The sequence below is a fragment of the Pseudomonas sp. 29 genome (assembly GCF_002754355.1).
GTDB classification, from domain to species: domain Bacteria; phylum Pseudomonadota; class Gammaproteobacteria; order Pseudomonadales; family Pseudomonadaceae; genus Aquipseudomonas; species Aquipseudomonas neuropathica.
Window position 1 is genome coordinate 961,163 of the sequence record NZ_PEEY01000001.1, and the last position, 21,475, is coordinate 982,637.

25 protein-coding genes are annotated in these 21,475 nt (G+C 59.6%); 10 read left to right on the forward strand and 15 right to left on the reverse strand.

Annotation, left to right across the window (positions count from 1 at the left end):
* The first annotated feature begins 1 nt into the window (after window position 1).
* On the forward strand, window positions 2-484 hold the full coding sequence (locus CLU80_RS04450) for a GreA/GreB family elongation factor (protein ID WP_034155245.1): 483 nt from the start codon (window positions 2-4) through the stop codon (window positions 482-484).
* Window positions 485-493: 9 nt separating this feature from the next.
* On the opposite strand, the gene cysB is transcribed toward CLU80_RS04450, so the two are convergent.
* The 5 genes from cysB to CLU80_RS04475 all read right to left on the reverse strand — a co-directional run bounded on the left by cysB (window position 494) and on the right by CLU80_RS04475 (window position 4,459).
* On the reverse strand, window positions 494-1,468 hold the full coding sequence (cysB, locus tag CLU80_RS04455) for an HTH-type transcriptional regulator CysB (RefSeq protein ID WP_003183769.1): 975 nt from the start codon (window positions 1,466-1,468) through the stop codon (window positions 494-496).
* 113 nt (window positions 1,469-1,581) lie between these two features.
* On the reverse strand, window positions 1,582-2,085 hold the full coding sequence (locus CLU80_RS04460) for a universal stress protein (protein ID WP_099756851.1): 504 nt from the start codon (window positions 2,083-2,085) through the stop codon (window positions 1,582-1,584).
* 97 nt (window positions 2,086-2,182) lie between these two features.
* A complete protein-coding gene (locus CLU80_RS04465; RefSeq protein ID WP_093435175.1) occupies window positions 2,183-3,088 on the reverse strand; it encodes a 5'-nucleotidase in 906 nt (301 codons plus the stop codon).
* Window positions 3,089-3,119: 31 nt separating this feature from the next.
* Window positions 3,120-4,076 carry a putative 2-dehydropantoate 2-reductase gene (locus CLU80_RS04470; protein ID WP_099756852.1) on the reverse strand — a complete coding sequence of 319 codons (957 nt, stop codon included), beginning with the start codon at window positions 4,074-4,076 and terminating at the stop codon, window positions 3,120-3,122.
* Window positions 4,073-4,459, reverse strand: a complete 387-nt coding sequence (locus tag CLU80_RS04475) for a thioredoxin family protein (protein WP_099756853.1) — start codon at window positions 4,457-4,459, stop codon at window positions 4,073-4,075. The genes CLU80_RS04470 and CLU80_RS04475 overlap by 4 nt, the downstream gene beginning before the upstream one ends.
* Between CLU80_RS04475 and CLU80_RS04480 the strand changes: the two genes are divergently transcribed.
* Window positions 4,458-4,901, forward strand: coding sequence for a PilZ domain-containing protein (locus CLU80_RS04480; RefSeq protein ID WP_099756854.1), 444 nt, complete (start codon window positions 4,458-4,460; stop codon window positions 4,899-4,901). The two genes, CLU80_RS04475 and CLU80_RS04480, sit on opposite strands and share 2 nt — an antisense overlap.
* Before the next feature lie 143 nt (window positions 4,902-5,044).
* On the forward strand, window positions 5,045-6,121 hold the full coding sequence (locus tag CLU80_RS04485; RefSeq protein ID WP_007908583.1) for a 3-deoxy-7-phosphoheptulonate synthase: 1,077 nt from the start codon (window positions 5,045-5,047) through the stop codon (window positions 6,119-6,121).
* A 60-nt stretch (window positions 6,122-6,181) separates the two neighbouring features.
* On the opposite strand, the gene CLU80_RS04490 is transcribed toward CLU80_RS04485, so the two are convergent.
* Window positions 6,182-6,463, reverse strand: coding sequence for a GNAT family N-acetyltransferase (locus CLU80_RS04490; protein WP_003226804.1), 282 nt, complete (start codon window positions 6,461-6,463; stop codon window positions 6,182-6,184).
* Window positions 6,464-7,102: 639 nt separating this feature from the next.
* On the opposite strand from CLU80_RS04490, the gene oprI reads away from it, so the two are divergent.
* On the forward strand, window positions 7,103-7,354 hold the full coding sequence (gene oprI / locus CLU80_RS04495; RefSeq protein ID WP_003199355.1) for an outer membrane lipoprotei OprI: 252 nt from the start codon (window positions 7,103-7,105) through the stop codon (window positions 7,352-7,354).
* A 126-nt stretch (window positions 7,355-7,480) separates the two neighbouring features.
* On the opposite strand, the gene CLU80_RS04500 is transcribed toward oprI, so the two are convergent.
* From CLU80_RS04500 to CLU80_RS04515, 3 genes are all read right to left on the reverse strand, one after another.
* Entirely contained in the window at window positions 7,481-8,452 is a 972-nt protein-coding gene (locus CLU80_RS04500; RefSeq protein ID WP_093435185.1) for a L,D-transpeptidase family protein, read from the reverse strand.
* Between the two features lie 198 nt (window positions 8,453-8,650).
* Window positions 8,651-8,944 (reverse strand): hypothetical protein, encoded by a 294-nt coding sequence (locus CLU80_RS04510; protein ID WP_007908575.1) that lies wholly within the window; start codon window positions 8,942-8,944, stop codon window positions 8,651-8,653.
* A 57-nt stretch (window positions 8,945-9,001) separates the two neighbouring features.
* Window positions 9,002-9,607: an arylesterase gene (locus tag CLU80_RS04515; RefSeq protein ID WP_286079698.1), complete on the reverse strand. Its 606-nt coding sequence runs from the start codon at window positions 9,605-9,607 to the stop codon at window positions 9,002-9,004.
* A gap of 10 nt (window positions 9,608-9,617) precedes the next feature.
* Here CLU80_RS04515 and CLU80_RS04520 point away from each other — a divergent pair, with 10 nt between their 5' ends.
* From CLU80_RS04520 to greB, 3 genes are read left to right on the forward strand one after another with little or no spacing between them, the layout of a single operon-like run.
* Entirely contained in the window at window positions 9,618-10,301 is a 684-nt protein-coding gene (locus CLU80_RS04520; protein WP_007908572.1) for an ABC transporter ATP-binding protein, read from the forward strand.
* Entirely contained in the window at window positions 10,301-12,805 is a 2,505-nt protein-coding gene (locus CLU80_RS04525) for an ABC transporter permease (RefSeq protein WP_099756856.1), read from the forward strand. Before CLU80_RS04520 ends, CLU80_RS04525 begins: the two co-directional genes overlap by 1 nt.
* A gap of 34 nt (window positions 12,806-12,839) precedes the next feature.
* A complete protein-coding gene (greB, locus tag CLU80_RS04530) occupies window positions 12,840-13,337 on the forward strand; it encodes a transcription elongation factor GreB (RefSeq protein WP_003226818.1) in 498 nt (165 codons plus the stop codon).
* Window positions 13,338-13,343: 6 nt separating this feature from the next.
* On the opposite strand, the gene CLU80_RS04535 is transcribed toward greB, so the two are convergent.
* The 3 genes from CLU80_RS04535 to CLU80_RS04545 all read right to left on the reverse strand — a co-directional run bounded on the left by CLU80_RS04535 (window position 13,344) and on the right by CLU80_RS04545 (window position 15,869).
* Window positions 13,344-13,652: a hypothetical protein gene (locus CLU80_RS04535; protein WP_099756857.1), complete on the reverse strand. Its 309-nt coding sequence runs from the start codon at window positions 13,650-13,652 to the stop codon at window positions 13,344-13,346.
* 248 nt (window positions 13,653-13,900) lie between these two features.
* Window positions 13,901-14,335 carry a DoxX family protein gene (locus tag CLU80_RS04540; protein ID WP_007908568.1) on the reverse strand — a complete coding sequence of 145 codons (435 nt, stop codon included), beginning with the start codon at window positions 14,333-14,335 and terminating at the stop codon, window positions 13,901-13,903.
* A 112-nt stretch (window positions 14,336-14,447) separates the two neighbouring features.
* Entirely contained in the window at window positions 14,448-15,869 is a 1,422-nt protein-coding gene (locus CLU80_RS04545; protein ID WP_099756858.1) for an MltF family protein, read from the reverse strand.
* 236 nt (window positions 15,870-16,105) lie between these two features.
* Here CLU80_RS04545 and CLU80_RS04550 point away from each other — a divergent pair, with 236 nt between their 5' ends.
* The 3 genes from CLU80_RS04550 to CLU80_RS04560 all read left to right on the forward strand — a co-directional run bounded on the left by CLU80_RS04550 (window position 16,106) and on the right by CLU80_RS04560 (window position 19,187).
* Window positions 16,106-16,912: a TatD family hydrolase gene (locus CLU80_RS04550; RefSeq protein ID WP_099756859.1), complete on the forward strand. Its 807-nt coding sequence runs from the start codon at window positions 16,106-16,108 to the stop codon at window positions 16,910-16,912.
* A 214-nt stretch (window positions 16,913-17,126) separates the two neighbouring features.
* Window positions 17,127-18,608, forward strand: a complete 1,482-nt coding sequence (locus tag CLU80_RS04555; protein ID WP_093435197.1) for a methyl-accepting chemotaxis protein — start codon at window positions 17,127-17,129, stop codon at window positions 18,606-18,608.
* A gap of 213 nt (window positions 18,609-18,821) precedes the next feature.
* The gene (locus CLU80_RS04560; RefSeq protein WP_093435199.1) at window positions 18,822-19,187 is read left to right on the forward strand and encodes a DUF962 domain-containing protein; all 366 of its coding nucleotides are present in this window, start codon (window positions 18,822-18,824) and stop codon (window positions 19,185-19,187) included.
* 1 nt (window position 19,188) lies between these two features.
* On the opposite strand, the gene CLU80_RS04565 is transcribed toward CLU80_RS04560, so the two are convergent.
* The 3 genes from CLU80_RS04565 to CLU80_RS04575 all read right to left on the reverse strand — a co-directional run bounded on the left by CLU80_RS04565 (window position 19,189) and on the right by CLU80_RS04575 (window position 21,344).
* Window positions 19,189-19,983, reverse strand: coding sequence for an acyl-CoA thioesterase (locus CLU80_RS04565; RefSeq protein ID WP_099756860.1), 795 nt, complete (start codon window positions 19,981-19,983; stop codon window positions 19,189-19,191).
* 238 nt (window positions 19,984-20,221) lie between these two features.
* A complete protein-coding gene (locus tag CLU80_RS04570; RefSeq protein WP_099756861.1) occupies window positions 20,222-20,986 on the reverse strand; it encodes a CHAD domain-containing protein in 765 nt (254 codons plus the stop codon).
* A gap of 79 nt (window positions 20,987-21,065) precedes the next feature.
* Window positions 21,066-21,344, reverse strand: coding sequence for a hypothetical protein (locus CLU80_RS04575; RefSeq protein WP_064120270.1), 279 nt, complete (start codon window positions 21,342-21,344; stop codon window positions 21,066-21,068).
* Between the last annotated feature and the right edge of the window lie 131 nt (window positions 21,345-21,475).

Here is a 21,475-nt window from a genome sequence, read left to right on the forward strand (position 1 = left end):
CATGAACAAGCACATCGTCCACCAACTGATTCTCGACAAACTGCGCATCGACCTCGACATCGCCGAACGCGCCGCGCAAACCGCTTACGAAACCGCGACGCACGAAGAAAACATCGCCGAAAACAAGTACGACACGCTGGGTCTGGAAGCGTCGTATCTGGCAGCCGGGCAAGCAAAACGGGTCGAGGAAATCCGTCAGTCTTTGGCGTTGTGCCAGAACCTGACGCTGCGGGCCTACGATGAAAACCGTGGTATCGAAGTCGGTGCCCTGCTCGGCCTGGAGGACGAAAAGGGTCGCGAGCAATGGCTGTTTCTGGCGCCGGATGCAGCAGGCCTGAAAGTCGATGTGGTCGGTCAGCCGATTACCGTCATCACTCCGCGCTCGCCGCTGGGCAAAGGTCTGCTGGGCAAGTGCGAAGGTGATGAGGTGGAGATTCTGGTGGCGGGCACTCGGCAACAGTTTGCTGTCACCGAGGTACTCTGAGGCAACTGATCAGTGAACGGGTAGCTCGACGCCGTCGAACAGCTCTTCCAGTTCCTGCTTGTTGTGGCACTGAATGGCTTTGGCCATGACTTCCCGAGTCAGGTGCGGGGCGAACTTCTCGATGAAGTCGCACATGAAGCCGCGCAGGAAAGTACCGCGACGGAAACCGATCTTGGTCACGCTCGATTCGAACAATTCACTGGCATCCAGTACCACCAGATCGTTGTCGAGCTTGGTGTCGACTGCCATTTTAGCGACGATGCCCACGCCCAGACCCAGACGCACGTAAGTCTTGATCACGTCGGCGTCGGCGGCGGTGAACACCACTTTCGGCGTCAGGCCGCGATGGCTGAAGGCTTCGTCGAGTTTCGAACGGCCGGTGAAACCGAACACGTAAGTCACGATCGGGTATTCGGCCAGCGCTTCCAGAGTCAGCTTTGGCAACTTGGTCAACGGATGGCCCTGCGGTACGACCACGCAACGATTCCAGCGGTAGCACGGCATCATCACCAGATCGCCGAACAGCTCCAGCGCTTCGGTGGCGATGGCAAAATCCACAGTGCCATCAGCGGCCATTTCGGCGATCTGCATCGGCGAACCCTGGTGCATGTGCAGCGCCACGTCCGGGTATTGCTTGATGAAATTGCTGATCACCGGCGGCAGTGCATAACGTGCCTGGGTGTGGGTGGTGGCGATCGACAGGGTGCCTTTCTTCTCGTTGGAGAATTCCTGGGCGATCTGCTTGATGCTTTCGACCTTGCGCAGAATCTCACCGGCGGTGGTGATGATGCGCTCGCCGGCCGGGGTCACGCGGGTCAGGTGTTTGCCGCTGCGGGCAAACACTTCGACACCGAGTTCGTCTTCCAGCAGGCGGATTTGTTTACTGATGCCCGGTTGCGAGGTGTAAAGGCTTTGGGCTGTAGCGGAAACGTTGAGGTCGTGGTGCGCCACTTCCCAGATGTAGCGCAATTGTTGAAGCTTCATATGAATCCCTCAAAGCAGGTAGACGCCACGGGCATCAGCGACGGTATATAACTATATTAATGGTTTGAATAATAAATCTAGAACTTTTTTATCAAAGCGCCATTATTCCTGCCTTAGCGATCCTCCCGCCGCCGCCGCTCCAATAACGGCACCAGATAAACCGGCACCTTGGCCAATTGCAGGACCCGCGCCGCCGTGCGCCCCAACGGCGTTTCCGCGCCCACCCCATGGCTATGACTGCCTACGATCAGCAGATCGACGGAGAGTTTCTGCACCTGGTCGAGAATCACCTGCGACGGATCGCCCTGCAGCACGCGCACGGCGCGAATGCGCTGCAGATCCTGTTCGCCTTCATCCCCCAGTTCTTCGCGAAAACTGTCCAGCACCCGCTGCTCGATATTGGCAATGACAGTTTTCAGACCCTGACTATGAAATTCGTTCAATGCCTGCTCGTCGAGATAGCTCTGCAACACCGATTCGGCAAACAGCCCCATCGGCTCCACCGCGTGCACCACGTACAAATCGGCATTGAACGTTCGCGCCAACGCCAGGGCATGCTGCATCACTAACGGTGCGTACAGACCGAGGTCAGTGGCATACAGCATCGAACGAATCATATGACCTCCTCGCGTGCCAACATGGCGGAGATTTGATTCAGCTTAGCAGTGCCTTGGCGACTACGACGGGCGACGCAACGTCTTGAAGCACAGGGCTTTAGATGGACGGCTCATTGCTGATGCCGTGAGGCACGTGACCGGTGGCGACCACTTCGCGGGCGAGTTCGCAGTGACCGGCCTGATCGTCGAAAAACACGTCGGCGGCGAAGGCTTCAAGGAACGCCGATTTGGTCAGGCCACCGAGAAACAGTGACTCGTCGAGACGAATGTCCCACTCGCGCAAGGTGCGGATCACCCGCTCATGGGCCGGCGCCGAACGTGCAGTGACCAGCGCCGTGCGGATCGGGCAATCGTCATCGGGAAACTCGCGCTGCAACAGATTGAGCGCCGCCAGAAAGCCCTTGAACGGCCCACCGCGCAACGGCTCGCGAGCCGACTCACGCTCCTTGGCCTGGAACGCTTCGAGCCCGCCGGACTGATAGACGCGTTCCGACTCGTCGGAAAAAATCACTGCGTCGCCGTCGAAGGCGATGCGCAATTCGTCACTGGCCGCACGACTGGCACCACCGGACAGAATCGTCGCCGCTGCAAATCCGGCATCCAGCGCCGCGCGCACATCTTCGGCATGGGTCGAAAGAAACAGGTCGCAACCAAAGGCTTTCAGATACGGATACGGACTGCGCCCGCCAACAAACGCCGCGCGGGAAATCGCCAGACCATAATGATGAATCGAGTTGAATACGCGCAGGCCGGTGTCGGCACTGTTGCGCGAGACCAGAATCACCTCGACCCGCGCGCGGCCGAGGCGACTGTTGAGTTTCAGGAGTTTTTCCACCAGCGGAAAAGCATCGCCAGGTGCGAGGATTTCGTCTTCATGCTCAATCTGGTATTGCCGATAGGCTTCGACACCGCTCGACAGGTAGACCTTGTGGCTCTCGCTCAGGTCGAACAGGGCACGCGACGAAATCGCCAGCACCAGTTTGTCATCGATGTTCTTGGCCATGCTTTCCCCCGCCCCTCACAAAAAAAACGACCTAAACGTTGCGCCGGTCGATAAAACGTAAATTACGATACAGCGCTTCGATGCGCGGCAGCTCACAGCCCGCCGCTTTGGCCGCTGCCAGTGGCCGAGCGTAAATCGCCTCCAGCTCCAGCGGTCGCTTATGTAAAAAGTCGTGGTACATGCTCGGCCAGTAGTCGGGCATTTTCTCGGTCATCATGAACAGGTAATCGGCGTATCCCGGCGGTATGTCCTGGCCGCAGGCCTTGGCACCCTGCACCACTTCGGCCATCAACGCCTGGATCTGCATGCGGCTGTCGGCGTCCGCCATCAGCGGCGTGGTGCTGGCGCCGAGCAGTACCGAGAGTCCATTGTAGGGGATGTTCCACACCAGTTTCTGCCAGCGCGCCTGGTGCAGATTGGGCATCGCCTGGGAATCGATTCCGGCGGCGCGGAACAACCCGGCCCCCTCCTCGACGATCGCCATGCGTGCAGCGTCAGCGCTGAACGGACCACTGTGGTAACCGACGTTCACCGCGCCCAAGGCTTGGTGGGTAACTTGTCCAGGCCCCTCGCGATGCACGCAGATCAGGCACAAGCCACCCAATAGGTGCAGGGAATCGGGAAGCAGCTCACGCAAACTGTCTTCGACGTCGAGACCGTTTTGCAGCACCAGCACTTTCGCATCCGGTTTGGCCGCTTGAATGATCGACGGAGCCAGGCCGGCGTTGCTGGTAGTCTTCGCCCCCACTAACAGCCAGTCGCACTTGGGCATGTCTTCGGCGGACGAATAGGCCTGCGCCGGATGCAACGTCAGCGGGCCATGCACCGCGCTGTTGATTTGCAAACCGCGCTCAGCCACCGCCGAAAACTCGCTGCGCAACAAAAAGTGCACATCGAAACCGGCGCGCGCCAGCATCACACCGTAAAAACCACCAATTGCGCCGGTGCCGATGATCCCTACGACCGGTTTATTCACTGCCCCCATCATGGCAACTCCTCTGCAATTCGCCCCAGTGCCTGCGCCAGCGCCGCGTTCAACGCATCGGTCGTCAAGCGCGTGTGCAATGCCCCAAAGAACTCGCCGTCGCGCACCACGAACAACGCCGGCAAATGAAAGACCTGATAGCGCTCGACCAACCCGCCGTTGTCGCCGGCATCGATCCAGCACAGACGATCAATCCCCAGCGCCATAGCCGGCAACACTTCGCGGGCATATCGGCAACTGGCGCAGCCGACGCTGGTGAAAATCACCAGCGAAACGCCGCTCATCGCCAATAGCCGTTGGTCGGCGTCGAAATCGGTCAGTTCGGATTCGACCACTATACTGGGGGAAGCAATGTCAAATGGCTGACACAGGGAGTCTGTGCTCATGGGACGTTTCATTCCTCATCCGGACGAGGTGCCGGTTGAATTAACCTTGCTCAAGCCTGAGTGTATTTCCAGGCAACAGCTGCACACTATCAGCCTCGGCGGCATCGCTTGCAATTACCACCGTGCCTGGCGCCATGGCACGGCGCTGCAAGTGCGCATGCCGTCACTGCATGCCGACATTTGTTACCCGGGCTACGTGGCGTGGTGCCTGCGGCGCAAAAAAGGCTATCTGGTGGGCATCGCGTTTACCGATGAGCAGACGCTGTTCAGTGCGCGAATGGGTGAGCAAGTGTGTCAGATCGAGCGCTACTGCCGCATGCACGACACCCACGATGACCTGCAAGAAATTCAGGCGGTGGCCCTGCAATGGGTCGAGCAACACGCCGACGAGTTCTCCCACGACAGCGTGCGCAAGGCTTTCGCCCAGCCAGTACTGGACTGACGCTCTTCTCTAAACCGTTACATGCCCATTGTCGAGCAGGCGCTTTACGCGCTAAGGTTCCGCTCCCCGACGCGCTTAAATCTGCTGTGCTCCGCCGCGCGGGGATCGCTGGCGGCCGGCACCCGTGACCTGACGAGTAAACGATGGCTGATTTACCGATCAACGACCTAAACGTCGCCTCTAACGAGACCCTGATCACTCCCGATCAGCTCAAGCGTGATATCCCTCTGAGCGATGCTGCCCTGCGCACTGTCACCAAGGGCCGCGAAGTCATTCGCAACATTCTTGATGGCACCGACCACCGTCTGTTCGTAGTGATCGGCCCGTGCTCGATCCACGATATCAAGGCTGCCCACGAATACGCCGATCGCCTCAAGGTGCTGGCTGCGGAAGTTTCCGACACCCTGTATCTGGTCATGCGCGTGTATTTCGAGAAGCCACGCACCACCGTGGGCTGGAAAGGCCTGATCAACGATCCATACCTGGACGACTCGTTCAAGATTCAGGACGGTCTGCACATCGGTCGTCAGTTGCTGCTGGATCTGGCCGAAAAAGGCCTGCCGACCGCGACCGAAGCCCTTGACCCGATTTCCCCGCAGTACCTGCAGGATCTGATCAGTTGGTCGGCCATCGGCGCACGTACCACTGAATCGCAGACTCACCGTGAGATGGCTTCCGGCCTGTCCTCGGCCGTCGGCTTCAAGAACGGCACCGACGGCGGTCTGACTGTGGCGATCAACGCCTTGCAGTCGGTCTCCAGCCCGCATCGCTTCCTCGGCATCAACCAGGAAGGTGGCGTGTCGATCGTCACCACCAAAGGCAATGCCTACGGTCACGTGGTGCTGCGCGGGGGTAATGGCAAGCCGAACTATGATTCGGTCAGCGTTGCCCTGTGCGAGCAGGCGCTGAACAAAGCGAAGATCAAGCCGAACATCATGGTCGACTGCAGCCACGCCAACTCCAACAAGGATCCGGCCCTGCAACCGCTGGTGATGGAGAACGTCGCCAACCAGATCCTCGAAGGCAACCAGTCGATCATCGGCCTGATGGTCGAAAGTCACCTGAACTGGGGCTGCCAGGCGATTCCGAAAGACCTCGCCGACCTGCAATACGGCGTGTCGATCACCGATGCCTGCATCGACTGGTCCGCTACCGAGAACACCCTGCGCAGCATGCACGCAAAGCTCAAGGATGTTCTGCCAAAACGCCAGCGCAGTTGATACACGTTTTACAGGCATAAAAAAACGCCGGGCAATGCCCGGCGTTTTTGTGTATGCGATTCAGATCTTGGCGGCGCGGCGCTGATGACGCTCCATGTAGCGCTCGACGTAGGAGCACGACGGGATCACCGTATAGCCCATTTCTTCGGCGTACTGCAGCGCGCTTTCGGTCAGCGCTGCGGCAATGCCACGGCCACGCAGGGCATTGGGCACGAAGGTGCGATAGATATCCAGGGTCTGTTTCCCCAGATCCATATAGGTCAGGTAGGCACGATGACCGTCCACATTGGTCTCGAACTGATGACCAGCCTGGTCATGGTGGATGGACAACGCCTCGCTCATCACTACTCCTCGCGGGTCTTGAATTCTGACCCCTACCTTACCGATGTTTTTCCGGCGAAGGAACATCTACGCCACCCCGTGCCTGATGGACACCGAGAAGAGCCACACCGATCTCGCGCAACCTGGCACCTGATAAATAGTAGGCACCATTGGCAAAAATGCTCAAGGTACGCTCGTCATCAAGCGGGTTGACGGGGGGTTGCTCCGATGGACGCAGGGTGGGCCTGGAAGAAGATCTTGCCAAACCGGTCACCTGAACATTGCCGGATGTTGAGACTTAAGACGTGCAGCCTTTTTTAAAGTCACCTCAACATGGACAAAGATAAGCGAAGCAGCACGCAAATTCGGAACAAAAGTGTCGACGTATTCATCTAGAAAGACTTTAGCCAAGACTGCAAAAACAGCACGTGGCAACGGGAACTTTTTCGCATTAACTCGCTCAGCTCGGGGCTTGTAGCTGTATATTTTTTAAACAGCGCAGTTAAAAGTTGCTCGAAAAAGAATCAACGCCTACAATTTTTTTTGCTTCTTGCCTTACGTCAGTTTACTTACTACAAGTAATGGGTAGTATGTACGCCGGCTATTTCCTCAATCGTGAGGAGACAGCCACTTAATTGAAAGTCCTTGAAGGGGAACACGATGAACAACGTTCTGAAATTCTCTGCTCTGGCTCTGGCCGCAGTTCTGGCTACCGGTTGCAGCAGCGCATCGAAAGAAACCGAAGCACGTCTGACCGCTACTGAAGACGCAGCTGCTCGCTCCCAGGCTCGTGCAGACGAAGCTTACCGTAAAGCTGATGAAGCTCTGGCTGCTGCTCAAAAAGCACAACAGACTGCTGACGAAGCTAACGAGCGTGCTCTGCGCATGCTGGACAAAGCTAGCCGCAAGTAATAATCCTTCGGGGTTGTTATCGAGCCGACCCGATTTTTCGGGTCGGCTTTTTTGTGCCCGATGCTTTTGCCCGGGCATTAAAAAACCCGCCGGCGCTGTACGCATCGGCGGGCCTTTAACCTCGACTTACTGCTGCAAGTCGATCGGTGTACTCGAAACCATCGGGGCCGAGGCACTCGGCGTGCCGATTTCCGTTGGCAGGCCATCTTCGGCCGCGACCACATCACGCACCACATCCCAGTTCACGCGCAGGTTGCTGGTGACGTCTTCACGCTTGAGCATCGCGTTGATCACTGCGGTGTGCTTGTCGACCACAGACGGGTTGCCCTTGTCGTCGATCGGCGTGTGCGCTTCCAGATAAACCTTGCCGCCACTGCTGCCGAACTTGTAGGCATCGTTGAGGATACGCACCGACGTGCCTACCGGCACCATGCCGGCCATTTCCAGCACGTTATTGTTGAACATGCGGAAGCAGCCGTGGCTGGTACGCATACCGATACCGAATTTCTTGTTCGAACCGTGGATCAGGTAACCCGGCGTACCCAGGGTGAACTTGAACGGGCCTAACGGATTGTCTGGGCCGGCCGGCACTACGTTTGGCAGCGGATCACCGTCTGCGGCGTGTTCAGCCTTGATCGATGCTGGAGGCGTCCAGGTCGGGTTTGGCGTTTTGGCGATGATCGAGGTGTGCGCGATTGGCGAGCCCCAACCCTCACGACCGATACCCAGCGGGAACGTGTACACCACGTTGCGGCCTTTCGGGAAGTAGTAGAGGCGGTATTCGGCAAGGTTGATAACGATGCCTTCGCGCGGGCCCGGCGGCAGAATGAAGCGGGTCGGCAAGACGATTTCAGTGCCGGCACCCGGCAACCAGGCATCGACGCCCGGGTTGGCCGCGACCATCTCCGAGTAGCCCAGATCGTACTTCGTGCCCAGATCGGCGAAGGTATCTTCGTACTTGGCTTTGATCACCTGCACCTGACCGATGATGTCTTCACCGGGTGGTGGCAGGGGAAACTCCAATGCAGCAACGGGACCGGCCACACACAGGGCGGCAAGTGACAGGCAGCGGGTGACGGCAGGAAAGCGCGGCAACATCCGGAAAATCCTTCGCATGATCAACAAGGGTATAAGAGCGCGATTGTACACCGCACTTTGAATATTCGGGGAGATCACCCCATTGCAGGCGACAAGGTGTTCCAGGTGGGAGCGAGCTTGCTCGCGAAAGCGGTGGGTCAGTCGCCAAAAATGTTAACTGACTTGGCCTCTTCGCGAGCAAGCTCGGCTCCCACAGAATCAGAGCTCGAAACGCAGCTCCGGCCAGATCGGCGAGGTGCCGCGCTTCTGCGATTCAAGAATCGCCCGGCACAGCGAACACAGGCGCTGATCCTGAAACACCCGGCGATCAACGCTCGACCAGCGCGGTTGTGCCGGCAGCAAGCTGCCGCACAGGGTGCGATCAGCCGAGCCACCGAGTTCGAGTTGACGGGTCACCAGATGCACCCGCACTTCCTGGCAGGCGAACAGATCCAGCTGTTCGTCAGGCTCGATCAGTTGGTAGGCAAACAGGGACCAGGCAGAACGCGACATCGGGGGCTCCAGATAAGGGGGCGCCACATTAGCCGAAAGCCTGTCCTTAGAAAAGCCTCATAACAGCGGTTTTAGCGTCGGCCAGACATTTTCCAGCAACTTGCCCTGAGCCCCGGCTGCCGGGTGCAGACCATCGGCCTGCATCAGTTCCGGATGACCGCCCACACCGTCGAGGAAAAACGGCACCAGGGGGATCTTTTTATCGTCGGCGAGTTTGCCGTAGACCTCGGCGAAGGCATCGGTGTAACGCTTGCCGTAATTGGGCGGCAGTTGCATGCCGAGCAGCAGCACCTTGGCCCCGCTCTGACGAGAGCTGTCGATCATCGAGGCAAGATTTTGTTGCAATTGAGTTGGCGGCATTCCACGCAAGCCATCGTTGCCGCCGAGTTCGAGGATCACCAGCTCAGGCTTATGCTCTGCAAGCAGCGCCGGCAGCCGTGCCTGGCCTCCGGCGCTGGTGTCGCCGCTGATGGAGGCATTGACCACTTTGTCGTCGAAACCCTCCTGTTTGAGCCGTTGTTCGAGCAACGACACCCACCCCAAGCGGGTATCCAGTCCGAAACCGGCGCTGATACTATCGCCAACGATCAGAACAGTACCCGCCGCTGCGTTCTGGGCCATGCACATCAAGGCCAGGCCAGCACTCAAAAACCACACACGCATCGGATTCTCCATGGGCGCAAGCATTCTCACCGCGAAGAACCTCAGCAAAGTGGTTCCCAGCGCGGAAGGTGAACTGACTATCCTGCACGAACTCAGCCTGGAACTGAACAAGGGCGACAGCCTCGCCATCGTCGGCGCGTCCGGTTCGGGCAAATCCACCCTCCTCGGCCTGCTCGCCGGCCTCGACTTGCCGAGCAGCGGCGAAGTCATCCTCGCCGGCCAGGGCCTGAGCAATCTCGACGAAGACCAGCGTGCACGCATTCGTGCCGAGCATGTCGGCTTCGTCTTCCAGTCCTTTCAGTTGCTCGATAGCCTCAACGCACTGGAAAACGTCATGCTGCCGCTGGAACTCGACGGCCGCAAAGATGCGCGTGAACGGGCCACCGAATTGCTCCAGCGCGTCGGTCTCGGCCAGCGCCTGACGCACTCGCCGCGCCAGCTCTCCGGTGGCGAGCAGCAACGTGTGGCCATTGCCCGCGCCTTCGCAGCCGAGCCTGACGTGCTGTTCGCCGATGAACCGACCGGCAACCTCGACAGCCACACCGGTGAGCGCATCAGCGATTTGCTCTTCGAATTGAACAAGGAACGCGGCACCACCCTGGTGCTGGTGACACACGACGAACGCCTGGCCCATCGCTGCCGGCGCCTGATCCGTCTTGAAGCCGGGCTGTTGGTCGCCCCTCTGGAGCCTTGATGGCACGTTTGCCGCTGTTGCGTCTGTTCAGTCTCGCCATACGCCAACTCATGCGCGATGCCCGCGCCGGGGAATTGCGCGTGTTGTTCTTCGCGCTGGTGGTGGCGGTGGCGGCGAGTACCGCCATCGGTTATTTCGGCGCCCGCCTCAACGGCGCGATGATGCTGCGCGCGACCGAATTTCTCGGTGCCGATCTGGTGCTGGAGGGCAGCTCGCCAGCCCGTGAAGAACAGATCAGGAGTGGCACCGAGCTGCGTCTGAAGCATGCGCAAGTGGTGGAATTCTCTAGCGTCATCGCCACCGACAATGGCATTCAGTTGTCGAGCATCAAAGCCGTCGACCGTGCCTATCCGTTGCGCGGCGAACTGAAGAGCGCACCCGCGCCGTTCGCCACCGAAGAAACCGGCGGTGAGCCGCAACCCGGCGAAGCCTGGGTCGAAGCACGCCTGCTGACCGCACTGGATCTGAAAATCGGCGACAGCATCGATGTCGGTATGAAGACGTTGAAACTGGCCCGCGTACTGACGTATGAACCGGATCGCGCCGGCAACTTCTATAGCCTCACGCCGCGGGTCATGATCAACCTCGACGACCTCGCGGCCACCGGCGTGGTGCAGCCCGGCAGCCGCGTGAGTTACCGCGAGCTGTGGCGCGGTGAACCGCAGGCACTGGAGACTTATCGGCAACTGATCAAACCCGGGCTCGCCGCGAACCAGCGGATTCAGGACGCCCGCGATGGCAACCGGCAGATTGGCGGTGCACTCGGTAAGGCCGAGCGCTATTTGAATATGGCCAGTCTGGTCGCCGTCTTGTTGGCCGGAGTGGCGGTGGCATTGTCGGCCAACCGTTTCGCCAGTCGCCGTTTCGACGCCAGTGCCTTGCTGCGCTGCCTCGGTCTGTCGCGGCGGGAAACCATGGTGCTGTTCAGTCTGCAGTTGACTGTACTCGGGCTGTTCGCCGCACTCAGCGGTGCGCTGCTCGGCTGGCTGGCGCAACTGGGTCTGTTCGCACTGCTGCATGATTTGCTGCCAAGCGATGTTCCACCGGGCGGTGTGTTTCCTGCCATTGCCGGGATCGGCACCGGGCTGGTCGCCTTGGCCGGTTTCGCCTTGCCGCCACTGGCCGCATTGGGTCGTGTGCCGCCGCTGCGTGTATTGCGCCGCGACATGCTGCCGATTCCGTCGAGCACCTGGATGGTTTACGGCGCAGCATTAGGCGCCCTCGGCCTGATCATGTGGCGCCTGAGCCTCGATCTGCTGCTGACATTCGCTCTGCTCGGCGGTGGTGTGGTCGCCGCGTTGGTATTGGGCGGTTTGCTGTTGTTGCTGCTGCAAAGCCTGCGGCGGATGCTCGCCCGTGCTTCGCTGCCATGGCGCTTGGGCCTGGGCCAGTTGCTGCGGCATCCGTTGGCAGCGGCCGGTCAGTCGCTGGCCTTCGGCCTGATTCTGCTGTCGATGGCCTTGATCGCCCTGCTGCGCGGCGAATTGCTCGACACCTGGCAAAACCAGTTGCCGAAAAACGCGCCGAACTACTTCGCCCTGAATATTCTGCCGGCAGATAAACAGGCTTTCACCGATCACCTGATCAAGGTCTCCGCGCAAGCCGCACCTCTTTATCCGGTCGTACCCGGCCGATTGATCAGCATCAACGGCGAAGCTGTGCAGCAAATCGTCAGCAAGGATTCGGCAGGCGATCGCGCTGTGCAGCGCGACTTGAGCCTGACCTGGGCGGCGGATTTGCCGGCGGGCAACAAGCTCACTGCCGGTGAGTGGTGGAAAGATCAGCCAACCGACGGTGTTCCCGGCGTATCGGTGGAAGGCAAAGTCGCCGAAAGCCTCAAGCTCAAACTCGGCGATCACATGGTGTTCAGTGTCGGCGGGGTCAATCGTGAAGCGAAGGTCACCAGCCTGCGCGAGATCAACTGGGACAACTTCCAGCCGAACTTCTTCATGATCTTCCAGCCCGGCACCTTGAAGGATCTACCGGCGACTTACCTGACCAGCTTCTATCTGGCCCCCGGCCATGATCAGCAGATCGTCGAACTGTCGCGCGCATTCCCGGCGGTGACCATTCTTCAGGTCGAGGCGCTACTCGAACAGCTGCGCAGCATCCTCGCCCAAGTCACTTTGGCGGTCGAATATGTGTTGTTGTTTGTGTTGGCGGCGGGTATGGCCGTGCTGTTTTCCGGTTTGCAGGCAACGCTGGATGAACGTATCCGCCAAGGTGCACTGTTGCGTGCATTGGGCGCGGAGCGGCAGTTGCTGATCAAGGCGCGGCGCATCGAATTCGGCCTGCTCGGTGCAGTCAGCGGATTACTCGCCGCGATCGGCTCGGAAGTGGTGAGTCTGGTGTTGTATCGCTACGCGTTCGATCTGCCGTGGCATCCGCATCCGTGGTTGCTGGTGCTGCCGTTGATTGGCGCGGCGTTGATTGGTGGTGCCGGTGTATTCGGTACGCGTCGGGCACTCAACGCAAGTCCACTGACAGTGTTGCGTGAGGGTTGATAGACTCAAGCGGTCTTAATCAAAAGAAGTTGCCATGAGCCGTTATCGCCCTCCCCGCACCGCCGGCACCGCGCTGATCACCCCTGAAGGTGAAGCGCGGATGCGCGCCGAATTCCATGAGTTGTGGCATGTGCGCCGCCCGCAAGTGACGCAATCGGTCAGCGAGGCCGCGGCTCAGGGCGATCGTTCGGAGAACGCCGAGTACACCTATGGCAAGAAGATGCTGCGCGAGATCGACAGTCGCGTACGCTTTCTCACCAAACGTCTGGAAGCGTTGAAAGTCGTCAGTGAAAAACCCAGCGATCCGAACAAAGTCTACTTCGGCGCCTGGGTGACCATCGAGGACGAAGACGGCAAGCAATCGCGCTACCGCATCGTCGGCCCCGATGAACTGGATCTGAAACTGGGCCTGATCAGCATCGACTCGCCACTGGCCCGCGCCTTGATCGGCAAGGCGCTGGATGCTGAAGTCCGGGTGCAGACGCCGACCGGCGAGCAGTTCGTTTACATCGTCGCCATCGACTATCCGTAAAGCGAATCAGCGGCGGGTGATCAGGCCCTGCCGCGCAACGCGCACCAGTTGCTTGATCATCTCCGGCGCATCTTCAGCGCTCGGCGTCTGAATCACCGCCAGATCAAAACTGTCACTGGCAAAACGTGACAGCGACTCGCCGTCTTCAACGAACTGGATCAGGAACGCGGCAGGACCGCCACTGCGCCGTGGCCAGCCATCGAGATAACGCAGCAGCGTTGGCTGATGTTTGCCGCCAAGGAGAATTTTCGGGTTGCGCTGAGTGATATGCGCAGTGATCGGCGCGGGACGTGCTGGAGGGCTTAGTGCATTCATCGTGTCGTGTCTCTGCCTCAAAAGTCTGCATGGCAGGTGAGAGGCAACACCGAACCAGCGCTTTAGCGGTATTTCGAAGCCCTGTTCCGGCTTCTGACGGCAACTGTTGAAGTCACCTGGCGCCCCGCAAGTAGCTGTTTAAATCGGCGCATGGGCAACATCCTAGAGAACGTGACCGATCAGTGTCAAGAATCAGCCGCAACAAAAAAGGCCCGCACAATGCGGGCCTGTTCCTTGAGCCAGAGTGCTTAACCGGCGATGGCGCGGTCCACCGAGAGCTTGCCAGCGCCTTCGATCAGGACGGCGAGGCTGCCACCGAGCAGAGCCAGGGCGAACTCGTAACCGTTGTTGGCCATAAACAGACCGTTGCTGATGTGAACGGTGAAGATCGCCACCAGCGACAGAAAGGTCAGACCCAATGCTGCCGGACGCACCAGCAGGCCAATGATCAACGCCAGGCCAGCGAAGAATTCGGTACCGCCCGCCAGCGTCGCCATCAGGTAGCCCGGGTGCAGACCGATGCTGTCCATGTACTGCGCGGTGCCCGCCAAACCGTAACCACCAAACAGACCGAAAAGTTTTTGCGAACCGTGAGCCGCAAAGATTACGCCGACAGCAATGCGCAGGATGGTCAGACCATAGCCAGCGCGGGTGAACAGTACTTTGTTGATCAGAGAGCTCATGGGGCGTTCCTTGTTTTTGCGAGAAGTTATGTGTGTTGGTTGGCCGCTATATTAATCAATAAATTTCATGTTAAAAGCGCAAATATTCCGCCATAACAATCAGCTTATTAGATCATTTCCGTGAGACGACTTTTTGCGCCCCGGGCTCCAACGACTCCCGCTCCCGGTCGAACGCCAAGTAATACTTGTTCACGCTATTAACATAGCTGACCGGCCCCATTCCTACCTGCTCCATGGCAATGCGTTCGACCTGGAAGAACCACTGATTGGGGTTCAGTCCACGCCGCCGGGCTTCAGCGCGCATGCCCTGCACGCGCTCGGGGCCGATGTTGTAGGCCGCCAACGTGAAAGCCATGCGTTCACGTTCATTGAGCTTGGGACTGTTGAAGAACTTGCGGCGGATCATCGCCAGGTACTTGGCCCCGGCCTGCACATTCGCATCGAGATTCTGAATGTTGTTCACGCCGACTCGCTGAGCGGCAGAAGGCGTGATCTGCATCAGCCCGGTCGGACCACTGCCGCTGCGGGCATTGGGTTGCAGGCGTGACTCCTTAAACGCCAGTGCGGCCAGATTCAGCCAGTCCATGTTCTGCGCGTCGGCATGCTTTTGCAGGGTCGGGCGCAGTTTTTCCAGGCGCTGGCGATCAGCCTTGGCCAAGGGATAGTGGACTTGATAGAGACGACGATAGATGCGCAAAAACGCCGCATCTTCATTGGATGGCTTCTTGTAACCGCCGAGAAAGCGATCGATGCTCGCGCGTAACATCGAGGCGTCGCGGCGTACGAACCAGTACTCCTCGCCCGGTTCGCTGATTATCAGTTGCCGGTCAAAACGCAGCTTCGGCAAGATCTTGCCCCAGCGCTCGGCGATGGGTTGCTCGACGATGGTCAGGTGGAAAATGCCACCCTGAACCATCTCCAGCACGTCTTCGACCGCCAGGGACGGATCAACCCATTCGATCTTGATCGGCGCCAATTTGTGCAACGCCAGTTTCTGATTGAGCTGACTGACCGCCTCCCCCGCCGCACTGCCGGTCGGCAACGCCAGGGTTTTGCCGGAAAGCTGCTCGACCTTGGTGTAGCGCCGCTCGCCCTTGATCCCGACCAGCACCAGCGGCACATTGCTGGCAATCGGTTCGCTACTGGCGACCGCGAAGCCCGCTTGCAAATCGAGCAATTCGCCCGGCGCGACCAGATCACCCTCGCCCCGCTGCAAGGCGCCGAGCAGTTGGTCCTTGGCTTTGGGAATGATCTTGAGGGTGATTTCCTGACCATCGCGGGCATGGCCGTTGAGGTATTGCTCGAAGGCGCGCAGGCGATGGTATTCGACGCCGATGGCCTGACCCTGGACTTCGCCGGAGCTGTTGCGGCTCTGATTGACCAGCACCCGCAACACGCGGCTGCTACGAATCTCGGACAAGTCGCGCACCTTGGCCGCCGGCACGGCTTGCAGCGGCCCGGGCAGGCGCGCAACCGCCGTCATCGGCAGTAGCAGCGAGCCACACAACAGGAGCAAAACCGAGGGACGAACCATCCACTCTCCGGAAAGAATACGGGGCGATTTCATCGTTAAAACGTCGAAATCACCGACGAAAACAGAGCGCCATGAGCGCTGGCAACGTGCGAGAGACTGGCACAGTAATGGCACTTCTACCAAACCGGTCTGCGTCGCGGCATCAACAGACAGCTATAACTCGTTGTAGTTCTTGGCTTTTCTTATGAATCTACAGCTCTGGTATGCTTTCCGGCCTTCGGCCCGAGGTAGCAACCATGCAACTCATCGATATCGGCGTCAACCTGACCAACCCCAGTTTCGCCGACAAACATCAGGCCGTACTCGAGCGCGCCTATGCCGCGGGCGTGTGCCAACTGGTGCTGACCGGCACCAGCGTCGAGGGCAGCGAGCAAGCCCTGGAGCTGTGCCAGCAACTCGATGAAAGCGGCCAGCGCCTGTTCGCCACCGCCGGTATTCATCCGCATTCGGCCAGTGACTGGAACGTTGATAGCGCAAGCCGTTTGCGCAGTCTGCTGCAGGAGAAAAACGTGGTAGCCGTGGGTGAATGCGGGCTGGATTTCAACCGTGATTTCTCGCCGCGCCCACAGCAGGAAAAAGTCCTTGAGGAACACTTGGCGCTAGCCGTTGAACTGCAAATGCCAGTGTTCCTGCACGAGCGTGATGCCAGCCAGCGGCTGCTGGAAATCCTCAGAGACTTCCGCGATCAATTACCCGCCGCGGTAGTGCATTGCTTCACCGGCGAGCAAAAAGCCTTGTTCAGCTATCTCGACCTGGATCTGCATATCGGCATCACCGGCTGGATCTGTGATGAGCGCCGAGGCACGCATTTGCATCCGCTGGTGAAAGAGATCAAACGCGGGCGCTTGATGCTGGAAAGTGACGCGCCTTATTTGCTGCCGCGCACGCTGCGCCCGAAGCCGAAAAACGGTCGCAATGAGCCGGCGTATCTGACTGAAGTGCTGCGTGAAGTAGCGTTGCATCGTGGCGAAACCGAGGAAGATCTGGCGGCGCACACCACCGCGTGCGCCCGCGCGTTCTACAACCTCCCCACCCTTTCCTGACACACCCCAATTTCCTCTGTAGGAGTGAGCCTGCTCGCGATGGCGGCAGCTCATTCAACATTGAGGTGACTGACACACCGTCATCGCGAGCAGGCTCACTCCTACAAGGGCGGGACCGTGCGGTCTGTTGACTCATATCAAGATCCGCAAATCTGCATAGCGGCACAATAATGGCACCTTGCCAAAACTGTTTCCGCTATCAGAGAAGACCTCCATGGGTGCCTGGCTTAGCAATATCTCGCTGAAATACAAATTCTGGGCGGTCAATGCGGTCGCCTTCGTCACCACCCTGCTGCTGGTGCTGTATGCCGTGCAGCTCGAACAACAGGCGCGCAGTCACGCATCACAGGCATCGGCGCAAGCTCAGGCGCAATTGCTCAAGGCCTGGCCGGCCGGGCAGCCATTGCCGAAAGCTGATCAAGTGCTGACCTTTAAACGCGGCGAAGCACCGCGCCTGAACGATCAACCCTTGCTGGAAATCACGGAAAGCAACGGCTGGAACGACATCAATCATATGCCGCTGTTCGGCGACAATCCGTTAATGGGCGCCGAAGTGTTCAGCCGCGCCGATGGTCAGCAGGTCGCGGTGATTGCCTATGGTCCGAGCCTGAGCCAAGTGTTCAGCGAACGTTTCGCCAACTATGCGGTGGCAGTGTTCATCCTGATGTTCGCCATGCTGTGCGCCTCGCAACTTTTAATCCGCTTCCTGCTCAGCCAGCTCAACACCTTGAAAGACGTGATGCTCCACGTCGAGAAAAGCGGCGATCTCTCGGCCCGTGTGCCGCTGGCCGGCAAAGACGAAGTCGGGCAGATGGCCAATGCGTTTAACGCGATGCAGGCCGGTTACCAGCGCGTTGTGACGACCGTCGCCAACACCGCGCGGCAACTGGATGTCGGCGCGGCACGGCTGGCGTCGAGCATGAACGAAGTGCGCCACGGCATGCTCGGCCAGCAGAGCGAAACCGATCAGGCCGCCACCGCGATCAACGAAATGACCGCCACCGTTTACCACATCGCCCAGCACGCCGGCGCCACACGCGACCTGTCGCAGGCCGCCGATGGCCTCGCCGGCAGCGGTCAGCAAGTGGTCGCGCGGGTGCAGCAGTCGATTGCCGGACTCTCCAGCGGAGTGCAGCAGACCGCCGAGATGATTCAACGACTGGCCGAGGACAGCCAGAAGATCAACGGCGTGGTCAGCGTGATTCACAGCATTGCCGAGCAAACCAACCTGTTGGCACTGAACGCCGCCATCGAGGCGGCCCGCGCTGGGGAGATGGGCCGCGGCTTTGCGGTGGTGGCCGATGAGGTGCGCAACCTGGCCAAACGTGTGCAGACCTCGACCGACGAGATCACCACGATGGTCTCGGCCTTGCAGGCTGGCACTCGCGATGCGGTGGATTTCATGCAGGAAAGTTCGTACAAGGCCGATGACTGCGTGCAGCAAGCGCAAGAGGCCGGTGCGGCGCTGGCGGAAATCACCGGCGCGGTGGCGCAGATGCGTGAGAGCAACACGCAGATTGCCGTGGCGGCGGAGCAGCAGAGCCAGGTCGCGGAAGAGATGAACCGGGCGGTGGTGAGCATTCGTGATGTGACCGAGAACACGGTGCAGCAGACTGTGGATTCGGCGACGACCAGTAATGAGTTGGCGACGTTGGCTGGGGAGTTGAGCAAGGCGATCGGTCAACTGAAACTCTGACGGCCCCTTCGCGAGCAAGCTCGCTCCCACAAGGGGATTTGTGTGCGCACCGATCCAATGTGGGAGCGAGCCTGTTCGCGAAAGCGTCAGCCCCGGCAACATCGAATCTTGCGATGACGCCTATCACTTCAATAGCCAACCTTGATTCGCCGCCCTCCGTGCCCAGGCCTATTCTTCAACCATGTGTTCAACAAGGATCGAGGAGTAGAAAACATGGGCAAACGTCACCCCAACCTTCCCGCATGGCAATGGCGCGCGTACCCGGGCAATCATCAGCACCCGACCAATCTGGTGCTGCACCTGATTGCCGTGCCGTTGTTTATCGTCGCGTTTCTGCTGATCGTCTCCGGGGTGTTCAGCCTGAGTCTGGCCAGCGTGGCCATCGGCGTGATCGGCATCATCGCGGCGCTGGGTTTGCAGCGCCACGGCCACAGCCTGGAGGCGCAAGCCTCCGAGCCGTTCAGTGATCGTAAAGATGCCGTCTCGCGTTTACTGGTCGAGCAGTTTCTGACCTTTCCGCGCTACTTTCTCAGTGGCGGCTGGTGGCGCGCCTGGCGTGAACGCCACCGTCGGCATTGAGTCAGGCGAAAATCGTAACGGTCTGGCGACTCATCGCAATCAACTCTCCTTCCGCGCTCCACAGCTTGGCGGCGACATGGCCGTAGCCGTCGGCGGCGTATTCGATATCGGCCAGATATTGGCACCAGTCCAGCGTGCTCAAATCGTGTAGCGGCTGCACGAATTCGATGGTCCAGGTCAGCGTGCTACCCGGTGCCGGCTTCTTCAGATATGGCAACAGCGCGGGCGGCCACGCGTCCACCAGGGCCAGCAGATGCGCCTCGTTGACCGGTTCTTCTTTGACATCTCCGCGTAACCGCACCCAGCCGCCCATCAGCCGCGATTGCGTGCCGGTGAACGGCATGCCGCCGACGCTCCAGCGCATCGCCAAATGACGCATGAATTCTGGGGTCACGCCTTTGATGTAAGGCAACTCCTGGCATTCGCCCCAGTGCTTCATTGATGGCGCCGGATAGGCTTCGACTGCCACCTCCGACGGCCGCGAAGCACCGAAGCTGCCTTGAACGATCGTTACCACCTGACCATTCTGCATCGCCCGGCCCATGACCTGGCTGACGGCCTTGCCTTCGCGCAGTACATCGACTTCGAAACTCACCGGGACTTCAGGTTCGACAGGGCCGACAAAGGTGATCGCCAGCGAACGCACCGGGCGATCCGCCGGGACTTTCGCGCGCATGGCTTCGTATTGCAGCGCGGCCACCAGACCACCGAAACTGGCACGGCCTTGGCCCCATTCGGCAGGGATCGTCAGTTCCGGTTGGCGGCGGACCGCCTCGAGCAGATCGCTAAAGCGCATGGCAACCTCAGAAAACAAGAAAGGAATGCAGGGATCTTAACCAGACCTGCACAGCGCCGCAGCGTCTATTCCGGTCAAATGGGCTGACAGAAAGGCCTTACCGGGCTAACCGACACACACAACACCCTGTGGGAGCGAGCTTGCTCGCGAAAGCGGTGTGTCAGGTAAGAATGTACCGCCTGACAGAATGCATTCGCGAGCAAGCTCGCTCCCACAAGGGGATGTGGTGATTTCAGGATTATTTGAAACAGGCTGAACTGAGCTTTTCCAGCACGCGATCTGCCTTGATTTCGGCTTTGATCATGGTCGCCTGCCAAGTGGCGACACAGGGCTGCAGATCCGCCTCAAGCTCAGCCTTCGCCAGCCACTGCCAGCAATCGTGCCAGTCGCCCAGCGCGCCTTGGGCAGACTTGAGGCGAGCCAGCGCCGCCTCGGGCAAGCGGTCGAGTTCGGGATAGGCTTCGATGCCGTAGCGCACGCGTTTGATCAGCAAACGCAGGCGATGACGGTCGTGAGCGGGATCGTGCAGCGCCTCGTCGAGTTTCTGCCATTGCTTGCCCAAGCGTTTTTCGATGCGTTTGTCCAAGCCCTTGAGCAAGCCCTGACGCTGAGACGCACGCAGAAATCGCGGGAAAGCGTCGAGAATCATCAGCAGCGAAGCCACCTCGGCGCTCGCCGCCAGCGCCGGATAAGCCTCGGCCATTTGCGCCATGCGCCGTTGCGCCGCTGCCGGTTGATCATGCGCAAGCAGATAAGCCGCCAGCACCTCGCGATCACGCCACGGCGTGGTCAATTGGCCGACCGCCGAAGCGGCATCTTCCAGTTGTTCGACACCGGGCAGACCGCGCAATGGCCGCAACAGACTGCGCAAGCGCCGCACCGTGGTGCGCAGATCATGTAGCGCCTCGGGGTCGGTCCGTGCAGTGAGCCGTGCCTGACAGGCCAGCAGGCGCACTTCCAGACTCAGGACATGAGCCACCAACCGGTCAACCAACGCAGACATCACTTGCTCCTGATTCAAATGGCTTCAAGGTTCATTTTGCCGCTCAGTCAAAGCAGCGTCCTTGCTTCACGTCAGCAGCTTAGCGGCCAGCGCGGGATTCGCGAATGTAGAAACGCGCTTTCTCGGCTTTGTTGCTGCAGCCTTCGAACCCTTCGAATTGCTGCTGGGTCTTCGCGGCGGTCAGCAGCGACAACGCTTTGGAGTAGCTGACAGTGCCGGCAAAGCCTTCGGCCTTGGCCAGATCCAGCTCATGCCAGGCCGCGTCGAGCTGGCTGCCGCAGCTGTCGCGGTAAGCGGTTTTACCGGCGCAACCGGCCAATGCCAGAGCCATCAACGGCACACAGATCCAGGCTTTCATCACTCACACCTCAAATAGGTCAACAGTCGTGCAGGTAAGACGGCCGGGCTACGAAAAAGTGCCTTGCCGGCGGGTGAAACCGCGCAACTGAGAAGGATAGCGCTGAAGGGCCATGCAGTAGCGAAAAAACG

Bases quoted from the DNA above. Each gene is read 5' to 3' on its own strand.
- CLU80_RS04450 (WP_034155245.1), top strand. From the start codon at position 2: ATGAACAAGCACATCGTCCACCAACTGATTCTCGACAAACTGCGCATC.
- CLU80_RS04490 (WP_003226804.1), bottom strand. From the start codon at position 6,463: ATGAGCGAGGCGTTGTCCATCCACCATGACCAGGCTGGTCATCAGTTC.
- CLU80_RS04465 (WP_093435175.1), bottom strand. From the start codon at position 3,088: ATGGCCAAGAACATCGATGACAAACTGGTGCTGGCGATTTCGTCGCGT.
- CLU80_RS04575 (WP_064120270.1), bottom strand. From the start codon at position 21,344: ATGAAAGCCTGGATCTGTGTGCCGTTGATGGCTCTGGCATTGGCCGGT.
- CLU80_RS04540 (WP_007908568.1), bottom strand. From the start codon at position 14,335: ATGAGCTCTCTGATCAACAAAGTACTGTTCACCCGCGCTGGCTATGGT.
- CLU80_RS04475 (WP_099756853.1), bottom strand. From the start codon at position 4,459: ATGAGCACAGACTCCCTGTGTCAGCCATTTGACATTGCTTCCCCCAGT.
- CLU80_RS04525 (WP_099756856.1), top strand. From the start codon at position 10,301: ATGGCACGTTTGCCGCTGTTGCGTCTGTTCAGTCTCGCCATACGCCAA.
- CLU80_RS04560 (WP_093435199.1), top strand. From the start codon at position 18,822: ATGGGCAAACGTCACCCCAACCTTCCCGCATGGCAATGGCGCGCGTAC.
- CLU80_RS04500 (WP_093435185.1), bottom strand. From the start codon at position 8,452: ATGTTGCCGCGCTTTCCTGCCGTCACCCGCTGCCTGTCACTTGCCGCC.
- CLU80_RS04570 (WP_099756861.1), bottom strand. From the start codon at position 20,986: ATGTCTGCGTTGGTTGACCGGTTGGTGGCTCATGTCCTGAGTCTGGAA.
- CLU80_RS04555 (WP_093435197.1), top strand. From the start codon at position 17,127: ATGGGTGCCTGGCTTAGCAATATCTCGCTGAAATACAAATTCTGGGCG.
- CLU80_RS04485 (WP_007908583.1), top strand. From the start codon at position 5,045: ATGGCTGATTTACCGATCAACGACCTAAACGTCGCCTCTAACGAGACC.
- CLU80_RS04460 (WP_099756851.1), bottom strand. From the start codon at position 2,085: ATGATTCGTTCGATGCTGTATGCCACTGACCTCGGTCTGTACGCACCG.
- CLU80_RS04520 (WP_007908572.1), top strand. From the start codon at position 9,618: ATGGGCGCAAGCATTCTCACCGCGAAGAACCTCAGCAAAGTGGTTCCC.
- CLU80_RS04510 (WP_007908575.1), bottom strand. From the start codon at position 8,944: ATGTCGCGTTCTGCCTGGTCCCTGTTTGCCTACCAACTGATCGAGCCT.
- CLU80_RS04550 (WP_099756859.1), top strand. From the start codon at position 16,106: ATGCAACTCATCGATATCGGCGTCAACCTGACCAACCCCAGTTTCGCC.
- CLU80_RS04515 (WP_286079698.1), bottom strand. From the start codon at position 9,607: ATGCGTGTGTGGTTTTTGAGTGCTGGCCTGGCCTTGATGTGCATGGCC.
- CLU80_RS04470 (WP_099756852.1), bottom strand. From the start codon at position 4,076: ATGATGGGGGCAGTGAATAAACCGGTCGTAGGGATCATCGGCACCGGC.
- CLU80_RS04480 (WP_099756854.1), top strand. From the start codon at position 4,458: ATGGGACGTTTCATTCCTCATCCGGACGAGGTGCCGGTTGAATTAACC.
- greB (WP_003226818.1), top strand. From the start codon at position 12,840: ATGAGCCGTTATCGCCCTCCCCGCACCGCCGGCACCGCGCTGATCACC.
- CLU80_RS04565 (WP_099756860.1), bottom strand. From the start codon at position 19,983: ATGCGCTTTAGCGATCTGCTCGAGGCGGTCCGCCGCCAACCGGAACTG.
- cysB (WP_003183769.1), bottom strand. From the start codon at position 1,468: ATGAAGCTTCAACAATTGCGCTACATCTGGGAAGTGGCGCACCACGAC.
- CLU80_RS04535 (WP_099756857.1), bottom strand. From the start codon at position 13,652: ATGAATGCACTAAGCCCTCCAGCACGTCCCGCGCCGATCACTGCGCAT.
- CLU80_RS04545 (WP_099756858.1), bottom strand. From the start codon at position 15,869: ATGGTTCGTCCCTCGGTTTTGCTCCTGTTGTGTGGCTCGCTGCTACTG.
- oprI (WP_003199355.1), top strand. From the start codon at position 7,103: ATGAACAACGTTCTGAAATTCTCTGCTCTGGCTCTGGCCGCAGTTCTG.